Source organism: Streptomyces sp. NPDC046870, from assembly GCF_040704595.1.
GTDB lineage: Bacteria > Actinomycetota > Actinomycetes > Streptomycetales > Streptomycetaceae > Streptomyces > Streptomyces argyrophylli.
The window spans coordinates 297,278-313,377 of sequence record NZ_JBEYXM010000006.1; the positions used below are offsets into that span (position 1 = coordinate 297,278).

Here is a 16,100-nt window from a genome sequence, read left to right on the forward strand (position 1 = left end):
TGCCAGACCTACGACCATTCCGGTGACCGGATTCACTCGGGTAGGGTTTGTCTGTATGAATACGGGGAGTGACGATCCGGGCGAGGTCGCCGTGGCAGCGGACGAGACGAGGGCGGACCGGGCCGAGACCGGCCAGGAGGTCGAGCGCGGGCTCGGCTCACGGGCGCCGGAGTTCGTCAAGGCCCGCCGGGTCCTGCACCTGAGCTGGCAGGTCGGGGTCTTCGTGGTCGGCCTCGCGGTGGTCGGCGCGGGGATCGTCATGCTGCCGCTGCCCGGGCCCGGCTGGGTGGTGATCTTCGGGGGCATGGCCATCTGGGCGACCGAGTTCGTCTGGGCCCAGCTCGTGCTCCGCTGGACCAAGCGCAAGGTCACCGAGGCGGCCCACCGGGCCCTCGACCCCAGGGTGCGCCGCCGGAACATCACCCTGACCGTGATCGGGCTGGTGATCATCGGCGTGCTCGCCGGGATCTACCTGTGGAAGTTCGGCCTCGTCATGCCGTGGAAGATCAAGGACCAGTGACGCGGCCCCGGGGCCGGACCGCCTCCGCCGCCCGGCGCCGGTCGGAGGCACCCGCTGACATGGGGTAATGTTCTCCCTGTGCCCGGGCGATTAGCTCAGTGGGAGAGCGCTTCGTTCACACCGAAGAGGTCACTGGTTCGAACCCAGTATCGCCCACCCGGACCGACGGCCCACCTGCGACCAGCAGGTGGGCCGTCGGCGTACGCGCGCCGCGCCCCGCCGGTGGCGGACGCGAGGGGCCGGCCCCGGCACTCCCGCACCGGGCGCGTTGTTGCGGAAACGGCAACAACGCTCGTGCCCGTGGCGCCGCGCACCGGATCATGGTGACGCGGACCCCGGCCGGGCAGCCCGAGCGCCGGCCGGCGGACCCCGGGGACCGGGTCAACCGGCGCCGACGACCCACCCGGCTCCGCCAACCGACCACCCGTCCCGATGACCGTCCCCGTCACCGACCGCGCGGGCGTCCTGGCGGCATCCTCGCCTCCGCCACCTGAAGCCTCGCCGGCCGGCCCGGCCGTCACGGGCCGGCCGTCCCGCCCCTCGCCCACGGACCAGCACGGTCCTCGCACCCGCACCGCAGCCCCGGTCGACGCAGGCACACCACCCCCAGGAGGTCCCATGCCCAGCCCCGCTCCCGCCGGCGCTCCCAGGCCCGCCGCCCCCACGCCCACCCACCTCGTCCTCCCCACTCCCGCCGGCCGCACCCACGCCGTGCAGCAGGGCGGTCAGGGGCCGCTCGTGCTGCTCCTGCACGGCTTCCCGGAGTCCTGGTACGCCTGGCGTCACCAGCTGCCGGTGCTCGCCGCCGCCGGTTACCGCGCGGTGGCGATCGACGTGCGGGGGTACGGCCGTTCGTCCAAGCCGGACGCGGTGGACGCGTACCGGATGCTGGACCTGGTCGCGGACAACGTCGCCGTGGTGGAGGCGCTGGGTGAGCGGTCCGCGGTGGTCGTCGGGCACGACTGGGGTGCGTCGATCGCCGCCGTATCGGCGCTGACCAGGCCGGACGTGTTCCGGGCCGTGGGTCTGCTGAGCGTGCCGTACACCCCGCCGGGCGGCCCGCGGCCCAGCGAGGTCTTCGCGGCGATGGCCGGGGAGGGGGCCGGGAGCGGCGCCGGGGAGGAGTTCTACGTGTCGTACTTCCAGCGGCCGGGCCGTGCGGAGGCCGAGATCGAGCCGGATGTGCGGGGGTGGCTGGCCGGTTTCTACGCGGCCCTGTCCGCCGACACCATGCCGGCTCCGGACGCCCCGGCCCCGTACTTCGTCAGCCCCGGCGGCACACTGCGTGACCGTTTCCCCGCCGGTGTACTGCCGTCCTGGCTGGAGGAGCAGGACCTCGACGTGTACGCCGGGGAGTTCGAGCGGACCGGAACGACCGGGGCCCTGAACCGGTACCGGAACATGGACCGGGACTGGGCGGACCTGGCCGGTCGGGCGGGCGCCCCGATCACGCGGCCCTCGCTGTTCATCGGGGGTGAGCGGGACGCCTCCCTCGCCTGGCTGGCCGACGCGCTGAAGGCCTTCCCCGAGACCCTGCCGGGACTGCTCGGCTCGCACGTCCTGGACGGATGCGGGCACTTCGTCCAGCAGGAACGCCCGGACGAGACGAACCGCATCCTGCTCGACTGGTTGGCGTCCCTGCCGACCTGATCGGCTCCGGGCGAACGACCCCGAAGGCGGCCGGGGCGTCGGCGGCCACGCCGGGCTCGGTACGGGGGGCGACAGCGGCACCGGGAGGAGGGCGGTGACGATCCGTTACTCGTGGTGGGGTGCCGAGGACTCCTTCCGGAGAAGTTCCGGACGCAGGCCGTCGGCGGAATTCCCGGGCGTTTCCAAAACGCCGTCACATTCCTTGGGAAGTATGACAAGCGAGGAATTCGCCTTGATCCGGAGTCACAGGCGCAGGATGGAAACCTGAGCCTGGACCACTTCCGCGAGGACGTCGGGAAGGTCCGCGAGGTCGACGTCACCCACCTCGGGACATGGGCGGGCCTCGGAACCCGGCACGGCGTCCGGCACTACGCCGGGACTTCAACGGAATGCCGCTACCGCAACGCCCGAGTCCCCCCTGGAAGACCGAGAAGCGGGGGAGCGCCGCTGCACGGGCGGCGGCGCTCGCGCCCCCAGCGTGACGCCGGCCGCGGCCCGGCGCATGAGTACCCGTACTCAGATCCCGCACGACGATCCCCGCACGACCGGCCCCGCACGTCCTCGCGCACACTCGATCCATGGAATGGAACCACTACCGCTTCCTCAGCGTGTGGGCCCTGCCCGCCCCGCCGGCCACCGTGTACGCGGCACTGGAGCGGGCCGAGGACTACCCCCGCTGGTGGCCGCAGGTACGGGCGGTGACCCGGCTGGACGACGGCACCGGCGTGATCACCATCCGGTCCACGCTGCCGTACGCCCTCACGTCCACCGTGCGGGAGACCCGGCGCGACCCCGCCGCCGGCGTCCTGGAGGTCACCCTGTCCGGCGACATCGACGGCTGGGCCCGCTGGACGGTCACCCCCGGCGGCCCCGGCACCCTCGCCCGGTACGACCAGGAGGTCCGCGTCCGCAAGCCCCTGCTCAGACGCCTCGCCGTACCCGGACGGCCGCTCTTCCGGCTCAACCACCGGCTGATGATGCGGGCGGGGCGGCGCGGACTGCTGCGCCACCTGGAAGCGGTTTGAAGGAACCCGGCCCGGGCCTGTATTGTTCAGTGCGTTCCCGGGCGATTAGCTCAGTGGGAGAGCGCTTCGTTCACACCGAAGAGGTCACTGGTTCGAACCCAGTATCGCCCACCGGGAAAGGCCGGTCCGCCGTCGCGGACCGGCCTTGTTCATGCCGCGAGCCCTCACGCGGCCGCCGGCAGCTCCGGCCGCAGCGGCCACTCCGTGCTGACGACCTCCTCCGAACCGCTGCGCGCGAACCACGCCTGCAACCCCCGCGCCTGCGCCGCGTGCCAGTTCGCCTGCAAGGTGTGCAGGTCGGCGGGGGACAGGCGCTCCAGCCGGGCCGAGAACCGGCGGCCCAGCGCCCGCACGACATCCATCGCGGCCAGCGCGTCCGCCGCCGCGTCGTGCGCCTCCTGCAGCGTCACCTCGTAGTGCGCGCACAGGTCCACCAGCGTGCGCCGGCCCTTGCGGTACCGGTCCAGGTGCTTGTCCAGCACCCGCGGGTCCAGCACCCTGAGCGGCGCCGACTCGAACCAGCGGTCCAGCGACGACGCCCGGTGCCGGCGCAACTCCCGGTCCAGCAGCGTCAGATCGAACGGCGCGTTCATCACCACCAGCGGCCGGCCCAGCGCCGCGTGCTCGGCCAGCTGCTCGGCTATCTCGTACACCACCGGGGCCGGCCAGCGCCCGTTGTGCTGCAGGTGCTCCTCCGTCAGTCCGTGCACCGCCGTCGCCGCCTCCGGCACCGGCACACCCGGGTTCACCAGCCACCGGCTGATCCGGGGCCGGGTCCCCGGCGCGTCCTGGACGACGACGGCGGCCGACACGATCCGGTCGGTCTCGACGTCCACGCCCGTCGTCTCCGTGTCGAAGGCGGCCAGCGGCCCCTCGTACCAGGTCGTCATGCCAACCCAACTCCTCGTTCACCCATGGCAGATGACGTACCGTCTTCTGCCCGTTTGGTGATACCCGGGCCGTTTGCGCCGTACGCCGGGAGGAGACAACAGGAGTACGGGTCTTTGCAGTTCAACGGCCCACAGCGGAGAAACCCTTGCCTGGGAAGGCTGTTGGTCATGGCCATAGCGCAGCCCGAGCGGGGCGGGCTGCTGCCCGAACGTCCGGGACACCTTCGCGGCTCGCTCGCCACCACCGCCTGCATGGAGACACTGCAGGTCGGCTATCTGCACGCGGTCGCCGCCGCGGCGGGCTGCTCGCTGTCCCAGCCGTTCCCCGACAACGGCATCGACTGGCACGTCAGCCACAGCGCGCCCGGGCACACCGTCGACGACGAGGTCACGATCAAGGTGCAGCTGAAGGCCACCTACCAGATCGCGCCGAACCCTCCGGGGCGCTCGTTCTCCTTCACCCTCGACAACGACCACCTGCGCAAGCTCGCCCGCACTCCCGTCTCGGTGCACAAGATCCTGGTCGTCATGCTCGTGCCGCGCTCCCAGGACGACTGGCTGCGCGCCGGCCACGACCGCCTCGACCTGCGGCACTGCTGCTACTGGAGCAACCTCGCCGGCCACCCCGTCACCGGCCGGAACCGGACCACCGTGCGGATACCGACCTCGCGCATCTTCGACGACCGGGCGCTCTGCGAGATCATGACGCGGGTCGGGACGGGAGGAAGACCATGAGGAACCGTCCCTGCGACGAGCCGGTACGGCAGGTCCGGCCGCACCCCGACGACCTCCCCTGGGACCGGCCGCCCGAGCCCGCCGACGTCGACCCCGCCGTGCTCGGCGCCCTGCTGCACCGGCACGGCTGGCAGCGGCGCGGCGGAGCACCCGGCCGGTACGGCCGCTGGACCCCGCCCGGCCCGCCCGGCGGCGGGACCAGCCTGCTCGTCCCCGAGAGCCGCGCCTTCCCCGACAGCGACGACCTGCTCGGCGAGGCCCTCGGCGCCCTCACCCGCAGCCGCACCCCCTCCGCGCGCGAGGTCCTGATCTCCCTCGCCGTACCCAGCGACGAGGTCCGCTGGTGGCGCGACACCCCGGCCGGGCCCGCCGGCGCCGCCCCCTGGACCGCCGACGACCACCTGCGCGGCGCCGCCCGGCGCACGCTGCTCGCCGCCGCGCTCGCCACACGCGCGCGTGCCGGCTACTACGGCGCCCGCCACCGCCGCTCCGCCTCCGTCCTCCTGGACGACGTCCTCGTCGGCCCCGCCACCGAGGGCCGCACCCTCACCGCCTTCGTCCCCGTGACCGCCGGCCGGCCCCTCGCCGTCCGCCTCCACCAGGCCCTCCACGCCGCCCGCGAGGCCATCGACTACCGCAGGGCAACCGGCGGCATGGACGCCTTCGACGGCGCCGTCGAAGCCGGCGTCAGCCGGGAACTCACCGAGGCGCTCGCCGCCCTCGTCCGCGGCACCGAGGGCGCGCGCGTCACCGTCGCCTGGGCACCCGGCGCCGGCGTCCCCGAAGGCTGCGCCCCCTCCGCCGAACCCGTCGAGTTCTCACCTGGCGACCTGCCCGCGCTCCGCGAGGCCGCCGCCCGCTACCTGCGCGCCGAACCCTCCGTCCCGGTCACCGTCACCGGCGCCGTCGTCCGCATGCGCCGCTCCGGGCCCGGCGGCGAGGGCACCGTACGCCTGCGCGTCCTCGCCGGCGCCGACGTCCCGCACGTCCGCGTCACCCTGGGCGAGGAGGACTACCGCATCGCCGGCCACGCCCACCTCGTCGGCCTCCCCGTCCGCGTGCGCGGCCGGCTGGAGCGCCGGGGCGGCTTCCGCGTGCTCGGCGGCGCCTCGGGAGTGGTCCCCGTGCAGGTGGACGAGGCCGAGCGGGACCGGCTGCTGAAGTCCCTCCAGGAGAACCTCGACTTCTTCGAGGAGGCCTGCGGGGAAGCGTGACGGAAGGGGTGCGGACGGTAACCGTTTCGCGGTCGGCGCCGTCGGGTCGGTACGATCGCCTGTGCGCGCGCTCCTGGTATGGCGCCGCAGCCCACCTTCAGTCAGGAGAGACCGGTGTCAGACGTCCGTGTGATCATCCAACGCGATTCCGAGCGGGAAGAACGCGTGGTGACGACGGGCACTACGGCCGCCGACCTCTTCGCGGGCGAGCGCTCCGTCATCGCCGCGCGCGTGGGCGGCGAGCTGAAGGACCTCGCGTACGCCCTGTCCGACGGCGACGAGGTCGAGGGCGTCGAGATCTCGTCCGAGGACGGCCTGAACATCCTGCGCCACTCCACCGCGCACGTCATGGCGCAGGCCGTGCAGGAACTGTTCCCCGAGGCCAAGCTGGGCATCGGCCCGCCCGTCAAGGACGGCTTCTACTACGACTTCGACGTCGAGAAGCCGTTCACGCCCGAGGATCTCAAGGCCATCGAGAAGAAGATGCAGGAGATCCAGAAGCGCGGGCAGCGCTTCTCCCGTCGTGTCGTCACCGACGAGGCGGCCCGCGAGGAGCTCGCGGACGAGCCGTACAAGCTGGAGCTGATCGGCCTCAAGGGCTCGGCGTCGCACGACGACGGCGCGGACGTCGAGGTCGGCGCCGGCGAGCTGACGATCTACGACAACCTGGACGCCAAGACCGGCGAGCTGTGCTGGAAGGACCTGTGCCGCGGTCCGCACCTGCCCTCGACCCGGCTCATCCCGGCGTTCAAGCTGATGCGCAACGCGGCCGCCTACTGGCGCGGCAGCGAGAAGAACCCGATGCTCCAGCGCATCTACGGCACCGCCTGGCCCTCCAAGGACGAGCTGAAGGCGTACCTGGACTTCCTCGCCGAGGCCGAGAAGCGCGACCACCGCAAGCTCGGCAGCGAGCTGGACCTGTTCTCCATCCCGGAGCAGATCGGCTCCGGCCTCGCCGTCTTCCACCCCAAGGGCGGCATCGTCCGCCGGGTCATGGAGGACTACTCGCGGCGCCGCCACGAGGAGGAGGGCTACGAGTTCGTCTACACCCCGCACGCGACGAAGGGGAAGCTCTTCGAGACGTCCGGGCACCTGGACTGGTACGCCGACGGCATGTACCCGCCCATGCAGCTCGACGAGGGCGTGGACTACTACCTCAAGCCCATGAACTGCCCGATGCACAACCTGATCTTCGACGCGCGCGGCCGGTCGTACCGTGAACTGCCGCTGCGCCTGTTCGAGTTCGGGACCGTGTACCGGTACGAGAAGTCGGGCGTCGTGCACGGCCTGACCCGCGCCCGCGGCTTCACGCAGGACGACGCGCACATCTACTGCACCCGTGAGCAGATGTCCGACGAACTGGACAAGACGCTCACCTTCGTCCTCGGCCTGCTGCGCGACTACGGCCTGACCGACTTCTACCTGGAGCTGTCCACCAAGGACCCGGAGAAGTTCGTCGGCTCCGACGAGGTCTGGGAGGAGGCGACCGAGACCCTGCGCGAGGTCGCCGAGAAGCAGGGCCTGCCCCTCGTCCCCGACCCGGGCGGCGCCGCCTTCTACGGCCCGAAGATCTCCGTCCAGGCCAAGGACGCCATCGGCCGGACCTGGCAGATGTCGACCATCCAGCTCGACTTCAACCTGCCCGAGCGGTTCAACCTGGAGTACACGGGCCCCGACGGTTCCAAGCAGCGCCCGGTCATGATCCACCGCGCGCTGTTCGGGTCCATCGAGCGCTTCTTCGCCGTCCTGCTGGAGCACTACGCGGGTGCGTTCCCGGCGTGGCTGGCGCCGGTCCAGGCGATCGGCATCCCGATCGGCGACGCGCACGTGGAGTACCTCCAGAAGTTCGCGGCCGCGGCCAGGAAGCAGGGCCTGCGCGTCGAGGTGGACTCCTCCTCGGACCGCATGCAGAAGAAGATCCGCAACGCCCAGAAGCAGAAGGTGCCCTTCATGGTCATCGCGGGCGACGAGGACATGTCGAACGGCTCGGTGTCCTTCCGCTACCGCGACGGCTCGCAGGAGAACGGCATCCCGTTCGACGAGGCCCTCGCGAAGATCGCCAAGGTGGTCGAGGAACGGGCCCAGGTCTGAGCGGCCTGAGCACCGAAGGCCCCCGGGACCACGGTCCCGGGGGCCTTCCCCGTCCCCGCCCACCGGCCGGGTCCGGCCACAGGGCGTCGGCCGGCCGCCCCGGCGACACGCCGGGAAGGGCCGAAGCCATATGCTGCCTAGCATGACGAGTGAGCCGGAGCAGCAGATCGGAGTGGGGACGCAGGACGCGTTCCAGCGCCTGTGGACGCCCCACCGGATGGCCTACATCCAGGGTGAGAACAAGCCGACCGGCCCGGGGGCCGGCGACGGCTGCCCCTTCTGCTCGATTCCGGCCAAGTCGGACGAGGACGGGCTGGTCGTCCGGCGCGGTGAGCATGTGTACGCCGTCCTCAACCTGTACCCGTACAACGGCGGCCACCTGATGACCGTGCCCTACCGCCACGTGGCCGACTACACGGACCTGACCGGACCGGAGACCGCCGAGCTGGCGGAGCTGACCAAGCAGGCGATGACCGCCCTGCGGACCGCGTCCGGCGCGCAGGGATTCAACATCGGCATGAACCAGGGCGGGGTGGCGGGGGCCGGTATCGCCGCGCACCTGCACCAGCACATCGTCCCGCGCTGGGGCGGCGACACGAACTTCATGCCGGTCGTGGGCCACACGCGGGTGCTGCCGCAGCTCCTGGCGGACACCCGGAAGATGCTGGCGGAGGCGTGGCCGGCGGCGGCGTGAGCCCGTCCGCCGCATGAGGACGAGGCCGTCCACGGCCGGTGCGCGGCTCCGGGGACGGCCCCCGGCCCCGGCACCGGCCGGACCGCCGGGGCCCTACGCGTCGTAGACGTCGGCCTTCTTCGGCATCGGGTCCTGGACGTTGCCGCTGAGGAAGGCCGAGCGGGCGCCGAACTTCTCCGTGTTCACGCCGTTCTCCTCCAGGAGCTTGATCGCGGCGGAGTGGACCACGCGCAGCACCGGTGTCGCCGCGCGCAGCGCGTCGTCGGCCATGAAGCGGTGGCGCCAGGGCTGGTCGGCCCAGGCGTGCCGCAGGCCGAACGGCTCGGGCAGGCCCAGGGAGCCGCCGAGCCAGTTCAGCAGCGGCGGGTACCAGGTCAGCGGGGCGCGCACGGCGAGCCGTACCACCTCGTCGGTGGTGACCAGCGGCAGCTTGATCGTGCGGTTCTCCCAGGGCTTGAAGGACTTGGCGACCTCCTTGGTCGGTGCCTCCGGCTTGCTGGTGAACAGCGGGTTCACCGGTCCCAGCGCGTGCCCGGTGACCTCGATGCGCAGCGTCTCGTGCAGCACGGTGACCGTGATCAGCATGGTGATGACCAGCTGCCCGTCCCACAGGGTCCACTGCACGCCCAGGTAGTGCCGGTCACCGCTGCCGAACTGCTGCTTGTTGCAGATGTCCTGTATGGCGTGCGGCTTGACCTGGAAAGCCTCGACGTCGGTGCCCTCGGGCCGGGACACCGCCGTGGCCTTCTCGCCGATCGGGGTGACGATCCAGTGCCGTATCGACGGCTTCGGGAAACCGCCGGTGTTCAGCGGGCCGCGCTCCAGGAGGGCCAGCTGGTCGTGGATCGCGCGCACGACGTCCCAGCTGCGGAAGGGGTGGATCTCCCGGCCGGGATCGGCGGGCACGAGGTCCTCGGCGAGCTGCCAGGCGCCCCAGCGGGTGCCCATGCCGAGTATGCCCTTGGGACCGGCGTAGAAGACCGAGTTCGACTGCTGCTCGGCGCTCAGCCGGGCCAGTGACTGGCGCAGCTCCTCCGCGGCGGTCTGGCCCGGACCGCGCGGCACGGCCTCCGGGACCTTGGCGCCGACGCTGGTGCCCGAGAGCAGGCCGTCCCAGCGGACGCGCAGGTCCTTGGCGGTGCGCTCGCAGATCTGCTTGGCCCAGAACCAGCCGAGCACGGGGACGACCACGCACGCGCGGGCGTACCAGGCCCAGAAACCGGAGAACGGCATCTTGATCAGGAACAGCGCGGCGAGCAGACCGACGCCCAGCAGGAGCGCGGTGGCCAGTGCCCCGGCCCGCTTGTCCTCGCGCCTGGTGACCAACGTGCGCAGCTGGAAGACGAGCAGCCAGCCGATCATCCCGGGCAGGAAGAGCAGGCCGCAGACGACGGTGACGGCCGTCAGGCGGTTGTCGCGCTCCCGGCGGATGTTGTTGGCCGCCAGGGCGTGCTCCACGACGAACTTCGGTTCGGAGCCGAAGGACTGGATGAGCGGCTTGCGTCCGGGGGCGAGCATCCGGTCGACGAGGGCCCGGGAGAACGCCTCACCGAGATTGGGCCGGAACAGCTTGATCCGGCCGGGTTTGACGGTCGACTGGTGCCACTCGTTGTCGGCCTTCTTGATCTCCTCGATCGGGCTGTCCCGGTACGCCGCGGAGGCCAGCGCGGAGGTCGCCGCCTGCCCCTCGTCGCCCGAGACGGGTACCTGGGGCCCGTCCCACTCCGTTCCAAACGACATTCCCGCCCCCATCACCGCCGGTGCCGTTCCTGCGGCCTTCCCGACTTCCCTGCCCCGCACACCTGTTGGACCGGCCGTCGTGCCCGCACCGGTCGGCTGCCGGTCGGTCGCGGCGCGACGACATCAGGTGATCAGCGTATCCGCCGGCACCGACAGCGTGTGGGCGGACGGCCGAAGCCGCCCGCCCGTGCGCCGGTCGTGCGCCGGTGTACTACGCCTCGTCCCCGGCCTGTTCGCGGACGCGTTCGGCGATCTGCGGCGGCATCGGCTCGTGCCGGGCGTACCTGCGGTCGAAGCGGGCCGTGCCGTGCGACAGCGAACGCAGGTCGACGGCGTACCGCCCGATCTCGAACTCGGGCACCTCGGCGCGGATCAACGTCCGTCCCGTACCGACCTGTTCGGTGCCGAGCAGCCGGCCGCGACGGCTGGAGAGATCGCTCATCACGGCCCCCACGTAGTCGTCGCCGACCAGGACGGTCACCTCCGCGACCGGCTCCAGCAGATGGATCCTCGCGTCCGCCGCGGCCTCGCGCAGCGCGAGCGCGCCCGCCGTCTGGAAGGCGGCGTCGGAGGAGTCCACCGAGTGGGCCTTGCCGTCCACCAGCGTGACCCGCACGTCGACCAGGGAGTAGCCGGCGGCGACCCCCTTGGCGGCCTGCGCGCGGACGCCCTTCTCGACGGACGGGATGAACTGGCGGGGCACCGCGCCGCCGACCACCTTGTCCACGAACTCGATGCCCGAGCCGCCCGGCAGCGGTTCGACCTCGATCTCGCAGATGGCGTACTGGCCGTGGCCGCCGGACTGCTTGACGTGCCGGCCGCGCCCGGTGGCCCGGGTCGCGAACGTCTCCCGCAGGGAGACCCGGTGCGGGACGACGTCGACCTGGACGCCGTAGCGGCTGCGCAGCCGTTCCAGGACGACGTCGGCGTGGGCCTCGCCCAGGCACCACAGGACGACCTGGTGGGTGTCCTGGTTCTGTTCCAGGCGCATGGTCGGGTCCTCGGCGACCAGCCGGGACAGCCCCTGGGAGAGCTTGTCCTCGTCTGCCTTGCTGTGCGCGTGGATGGCGAGCGGCAGCAGCGGGTCGGGCATCTGCCAGGGCTCCATCAGGAGCGGGTCGTCCTTGGCGGAGAGGGTGTCGCCGGTCTCGGCGCGGCCGAGTTTGGCCACGCAGACCAGGTCGCCGGCGACGGCGTGGGTGACCGGGCGCTGCTGTTTGCCGAACGGCATGGACAGGGCGCCGACCTTCTCGTCCACGTCGTGGTCCTCGTGCCCGCGGTCGGCGAGGCCGTGCCCGGAGACGTGCACGGTCTGGTCCGGGCGCAGGGTGCCGGAGAAGACGCGGACCAGTGAGAGCCGGCCGACGTACGGGTCGGAGGAGGTCTTGACGACCTCGGCGACCAGCGGGCCGTCCGTGTCGCACGGCTTCAGCTCGCGCGGCTCGCCGTCGATGGTGGTCACCCCGGGCAGCGGGTGCTCGAACGGCGTCGGGAAGCCGCGCGTGACCAGTTCCAGCAGCTCCACCGTGCCGAGGCCCTGCCTGGCGCCCTCGGCGGCGGGGGCGGCGGCCAGCACGGGGAAGAACGAGCCGCGTGCCACGGCCCGCTCCAGGTCCTCGATCAGCGTCTTGACCTCGACCTGTTCACCGCCCAGGTAGCGGTCCATGAGGGTCTCGTCCTCGCTCTCCGCGATGATCCCCTCGATGAGCCGGTTGCGGGCCTCCTCGATGTCCGGCAGCTGGTCCTCGCCGGGCTCGGACTCCTTGCGTTCCCCGGTCGAGTAGTCGAACAGCTTCCGCGACAGCAGTCCGACGAGCCCGGTCACGGGCGCGTGCCCGTCGGGGCCCTCGGGGCCGCGCAGCGGCAGGTACAGCGGCAGGACGGCGTCGGGGTCGTCACCGCCGAAGGCCTCCGCGCAGATCCGGGTCATCTCCTCGAAGTCCGCGCGGGCGGCCTCCAGATGCGTGATCACGATCGCGCGGGGCATGCCCACGGCCGCGCACTCCTCCCACACCATCCGGGTCGATCCGTCCACGCCGTCGGAGGCCGAGACGACGAAGAGGGCCGCGTCCGCCGCCCGCAGACCGGCCCTCAGCTCACCGACGAAGTCGGCGTAGCCCGGGGTGTCCAGGAGGTTGACCTTGATGCCGTCCCATTCGACCGGCACGAGGGAGAGCTGTACCGAACGCTGCTGCCGGTGCTCGATGTCGTCGTGGTCGGAGACGGTGCCGCCGTCCTCGACGCGCCCCGCCCGGTTCACCGCCCCCGCGGTCAGCGCGAGCGCCTCCACGAGGGTGGTCTTTCCCGAGCCGGAGTGGCCGACCAGCACCACATTCCGTATGGACGCGGGTCGGTCGGCCGCCAGAGCCCTGCCGGCGGCCCCGGGGTGGTGTGTCTGTGCCTTGTCGCCCATGATCCTGCCTCCCGTGCACGGTGAGGGTGGGCGCGGACACGCGGGATCCGCGTGTGCGGCGGCTCCGGCGACGCCCGCGGTTCTTCGAGCTTTCCACTCCCGTCACGCCGCGTCCATACGAAGGACTACGAAGCGTGCGTGCGCGGCACCGATCCCGTCACGCACGCCCCGCGCGCGACGGCACGCGCCGGTTCCCGGCGCGGCTGTGGGTGCCCGCCCGCCACGCACACGCGCGCGTGGCTACGATGGGCCAGCCGGCGGCCACCAGGGGCCGCGGCGACACCGACCGTCGGGAAGGCCATGCTGAACAAGTACGCGCGTGCATTCTTCACGCGTGTCCTCACACCGTTCGCCGCGTTTCTCATCCGCCGGGGCGTGAGCCCCGACACGGTCACGCTCATCGGCACGGCCGGGGTCATCGCGGGAGCGCTGGTCTTCTACCCCAGGGGCGAGTTCTTCTGGGGCACGGTCGTGATCACCCTGTTCGTCTTCTCCGACCTGGTCGACGGCAACATGGCCCGCCAGCTGGGCCGCTCCAGCCGCTGGGGCGCCTTCCTGGACTCCACCCTGGACCGGGTCGCCGACGGCGCGATCTTCGGCGGCTTCGCGCTCTGGTACGCGGGCAACGGGAACGACAACGTGCTGTGCGCGGTGTCGATCTTCTGCCTGGCGAGCGGCCAGGTGGTGTCGTACACCAAGGCGCGCGGGGAGTCGATCGGGCTGCCGGTCGCCGTCAACGGGCTCGTCGAGCGTGCCGAGCGGCTGGTGATCTCGCTGGTCGCGGCCGGCTTCGCGGGCCTGCACAAGTTCGGCGTGCCGGGCATCCAGTGGCTGCTGCCCATCGCCCTGTGGATCGTCGCCGTCGGCAGCCTCGTCACCCTGGTCCAGCGGGTCGTCACCGTCCGCCGCGAGTCCGCAGAGGCGGAGGCGGCGGCCCGGCAGAGCACGAGCGAGGCGACGCAGTGAGCGCCGCCGACCGGCTCACCGACGCGCTGTACGGACTCGGCTGGAGCACCGTCAAGAAGCTCCCGGAGCCGGTCGCGGTGCGCCTCGGCCGGACCATCGCCGACCTCGCCTGGAAGCAGCGCGGCAAGGGCGTCCAGCGGCTGGAGGCCAACTACGCGCGCGTGGTGCCGGGCGCCGGCGCGGAGCGGCTGGCCGAGCTGTCCCGCGCGGGCATGCGCTCCTACCTGCGCTACTGGATGGAGTCCTTCCGGCTGCCGGCCTGGAGCGCCGAGCGCGTGCGCACGGGCTTCGACCCGAAGGACGTGCACCATCTGACCGACGGCCTCGCCGCCGGCCGGGGCGTGATACTCGCCCTGCCCCACCTGGCCAACTGGGACCTGGCCGGCGCCTGGGTCACCACGGAGCTGAGGACGCCGTTCACGACGGTCGCCGAGCGGCTGAAGCCCGAGACGCTGTACGACCGGTTCGTCGCCTACCGCGAGGGCCTCGGCATGGAGGTCCTGCCGCACAGCGGCGGCTCCGCGTTCGGCGCCCTGGCCCGCAGGCTGCGCGGCGGCGGCCTGGTCTGCCTGGTGGCCGACCGCGACCTGTCCGCCTCCGGCGTCGAGGTCGACTTCTTCGGCGAGACGGCCCGGATGCCGGCCGGACCCGCCCTGCTGGCCCAGCAGACCGGCGCGCTGCTGCTGCCCGTCACCCTCTGGTACGACGAGACGCCCGTCATGAAGGGCCGGGTGCATCCGGCGATCGAGGTCCCCGAGTCAGGTACCCGGGCGGAGAAGACGTCTTCCATGACACAGGCGCTGGCCGACGCCTTCGCCACCGGGATCGCCGACCACCCGGAGGACTGGCACATGCTCCAGCGGCTGTGGCTCGCCGACCTCGACCCCGCGAAGGGACCCGCGTGAGAATCGGGATCGTCTGCCCGTACTCCTGGGACGTGCCCGGTGGCGTCCAGTTCCACATCCGCGACCTCGCCGAGTACTTCCTGCGGCTCGGCCACGAGGTGTCCGTCCTCGCCCCGGCCGACGACGACACCCCGCTGCCGCCGTACGTGGTCTCGGCCGGCCGGGCGGTCCCGGTGCCGTACAACGGCTCGGTGGCCCGGCTGAACTTCGGCTTCCTTTCGGCCGCGCGGGTACGGCGCTGGCTGCACGAGGGAGCCTTCGACGTGGTGCACATCCACGAGCCGACCTCGCCCTCGCTCGGCCTGCTGACCTGCTGGGCGGCGTCCGGCCCGATCGTGGCCACCTTCCACACCTCCAACCCGCGCTCGCGCGCGATGATCGCCGCGTACGCGATCCTCCAGGCGGCACTGGAGAAGATCAGCGCGCGGATCGCGGTCAGCGAGTACGCGCGCCGCACCCTGGTCGAGCACCTCGGCGGGGACGCGGTGGTCATCCCCAACGGCGTCGACGTGGACTTCTTCGCCAAGGCGGAGCCCAAGCCGGAGTGGCAGGGCGACACCATCGGCTTCATCGGCCGCATCGACGAGCCCCGCAAGGGCCTGCCGGTGCTGATGCGGGCCCTGCCGCGCATCCTCGCCGCCCGGCCGGGGGCCCGGCTGCTGGTCGCCGGCCGGGGCGACGAGGACGCGGCCGTCGAGAACCTGCCGAAGGAGCTGCGCTCCCGCGTCGAGTTCCTCGGGATGATCAGCGACGAGGACAAGGCGCGGCTGCTGCGCAGCGTCGACCTGTACGTCGCCCCCAACACCGGCGGGGAGAGCTTCGGCATCATCCTGGTCGAGGCGATGAGCGCGGGCGCCCCCGTGCTCGCCTCCGACCTGGACGCGTTCGTGCAGGTCCTCGACCAGGGCCAGGCCGGCGAGGTCTTCACCAACGAGGACGCCGGCGCGCTGGCCGACGCGGCCGTGCGGCTGCTGGAGGACCCCGCCCGGCGGACCGCACTGCGCGAGCGCGGCAGCGCCCACGTACGGCGGTTCGACTGGTCCACGGTCGGCGCGGACATCCTGTCCGTCTACGAGACCGTGACGGCGGGCGCGGCGGCGGTGGCCGCGGACGAACGCACGACGGGCCTGAGAGCACGCTTCGGGCTGGCACGGGACTGAGCGCCGGGCCGGGTGCGCGGGCCGTCCGGGCCGAGCCGCGGGGACCTGGCCGCAGCCGCTCCCGGCCGTGCCCGGTGACGCGGTACTGGCTCGTGGC

The 16,100-nt window shown here is 72.3% G+C and carries 13 protein-coding genes, 2 tRNA genes and 2 pseudogenes; 14 read left to right on the forward strand and 3 right to left on the reverse strand.

Annotation, left to right across the window (positions count from 1 at the left end; translation table 11 throughout):
* The first annotated feature begins 55 nt into the window (after positions 1 to 55).
* The 7 genes and pseudogenes from AB0946_RS16815 (at position 56) to AB0946_RS16845 (ending at position 3,306) form a co-directional block, all read left to right on the forward strand.
* Complete coding sequence (locus AB0946_RS16815) at positions 56 to 520, forward strand: TIGR02611 family protein (protein ID WP_366761341.1); 465 nt, start codon at positions 56 to 58, stop codon at positions 518 to 520.
* Positions 521 to 604: 84 nt separating this feature from the next.
* A tRNA-Val gene (locus AB0946_RS16820) sits at positions 605 to 676 on the forward strand.
* 462 nt (positions 677 to 1,138) lie between these two features.
* Positions 1,139 to 2,170, forward strand: coding sequence for an alpha/beta hydrolase (locus tag AB0946_RS16825; protein WP_366761342.1), 1,032 nt, complete (start codon positions 1,139 to 1,141; stop codon positions 2,168 to 2,170).
* Positions 2,167 to 2,455 (forward strand): annotated as a pseudogene (locus AB0946_RS16830) (sugar ABC transporter substrate-binding protein); the annotation flags it as partial. The gene AB0946_RS16825 and the pseudogene AB0946_RS16830, both read left to right, overlap by 4 nt.
* Entirely contained in the window at positions 2,441 to 2,872 is a 432-nt protein-coding gene (locus AB0946_RS16835; protein WP_366761467.1) for a hypothetical protein, read from the forward strand. The pseudogene AB0946_RS16830 and the gene AB0946_RS16835, both read left to right, overlap by 15 nt.
* A complete protein-coding gene (locus AB0946_RS16840; RefSeq protein ID WP_366761468.1) occupies positions 2,779 to 3,195 on the forward strand; it encodes an SRPBCC family protein in 417 nt (138 codons plus the stop codon). Before AB0946_RS16835 ends, AB0946_RS16840 begins: the two co-directional genes overlap by 94 nt.
* Before the next feature lie 39 nt (positions 3,196 to 3,234).
* Positions 3,235 to 3,306, forward strand: a tRNA-Val gene (locus AB0946_RS16845).
* 53 nt (positions 3,307 to 3,359) lie between these two features.
* Here AB0946_RS16845 and AB0946_RS16850 read toward each other — a convergent pair.
* On the reverse strand, positions 3,360 to 4,085 hold the full coding sequence (locus tag AB0946_RS16850; protein WP_366761343.1) for a 3'-5' exonuclease: 726 nt from the start codon (positions 4,083 to 4,085) through the stop codon (positions 3,360 to 3,362).
* A gap of 168 nt (positions 4,086 to 4,253) precedes the next feature.
* On the opposite strand from AB0946_RS16850, the gene AB0946_RS16855 reads away from it, so the two are divergent.
* The 4 genes from AB0946_RS16855 to AB0946_RS16870 all read left to right on the forward strand — a co-directional run bounded on the left by AB0946_RS16855 (position 4,254) and on the right by AB0946_RS16870 (position 8,819).
* Positions 4,254 to 4,820 (forward strand): DUF4365 domain-containing protein, encoded by a 567-nt coding sequence (locus tag AB0946_RS16855; protein WP_366761344.1) that lies wholly within the window; start codon positions 4,254 to 4,256, stop codon positions 4,818 to 4,820.
* The gene (locus tag AB0946_RS16860; RefSeq protein WP_366761345.1) at positions 4,817 to 6,034 is read left to right on the forward strand and encodes a hypothetical protein; all 1,218 of its coding nucleotides are present in this window, start codon (positions 4,817 to 4,819) and stop codon (positions 6,032 to 6,034) included. Before AB0946_RS16855 ends, AB0946_RS16860 begins: the two co-directional genes overlap by 4 nt.
* A 114-nt stretch (positions 6,035 to 6,148) precedes the next feature.
* A complete protein-coding gene (thrS, locus tag AB0946_RS16865) occupies positions 6,149 to 8,125 on the forward strand; it encodes a threonine--tRNA ligase (protein WP_366761346.1) in 1,977 nt (658 codons plus the stop codon).
* Positions 8,126 to 8,255: 130 nt separating this feature from the next.
* On the forward strand, positions 8,256 to 8,819 hold the full coding sequence (locus tag AB0946_RS16870; RefSeq protein WP_366761347.1) for an HIT domain-containing protein: 564 nt from the start codon (positions 8,256 to 8,258) through the stop codon (positions 8,817 to 8,819).
* Positions 8,820 to 8,912: 93 nt separating this feature from the next.
* Here AB0946_RS16870 and AB0946_RS16875 read toward each other — a convergent pair whose 3' ends face one another.
* Both AB0946_RS16875 and AB0946_RS16880 read right to left on the reverse strand, forming a co-directional pair.
* A complete protein-coding gene (locus AB0946_RS16875; RefSeq protein WP_366761348.1) occupies positions 8,913 to 10,559 on the reverse strand; it encodes a hypothetical protein in 1,647 nt (548 codons plus the stop codon).
* 211 nt (positions 10,560 to 10,770) lie between these two features.
* Complete coding sequence (locus tag AB0946_RS16880) at positions 10,771 to 12,972, reverse strand: elongation factor G-like protein EF-G2 (protein WP_366761349.1); 2,202 nt, start codon at positions 12,970 to 12,972, stop codon at positions 10,771 to 10,773.
* A gap of 245 nt (positions 12,973 to 13,217) precedes the next feature.
* Here AB0946_RS16880 and pgsA point away from each other — a divergent pair.
* The 3 genes and pseudogenes from pgsA (at position 13,218) to AB0946_RS16895 (ending at position 16,003) form a co-directional block, all read left to right on the forward strand.
* Positions 13,218 to 13,938: pseudogene (gene pgsA / locus AB0946_RS16885) on the forward strand (phosphatidylinositol phosphate synthase).
* Positions 13,935 to 14,843, forward strand: a complete 909-nt coding sequence (locus AB0946_RS16890; RefSeq protein ID WP_366761350.1) for a phosphatidylinositol mannoside acyltransferase — start codon at positions 13,935 to 13,937, stop codon at positions 14,841 to 14,843. The pseudogene pgsA and the gene AB0946_RS16890 overlap by 4 nt, the downstream one beginning before the upstream one ends.
* Entirely contained in the window at positions 14,840 to 16,003 is a 1,164-nt protein-coding gene (locus tag AB0946_RS16895; protein ID WP_366761351.1) for a glycosyltransferase family 4 protein, read from the forward strand. The genes AB0946_RS16890 and AB0946_RS16895 overlap by 4 nt, the downstream gene beginning before the upstream one ends.
* Positions 16,004 to 16,100: the final 97 nt, after the last annotated feature.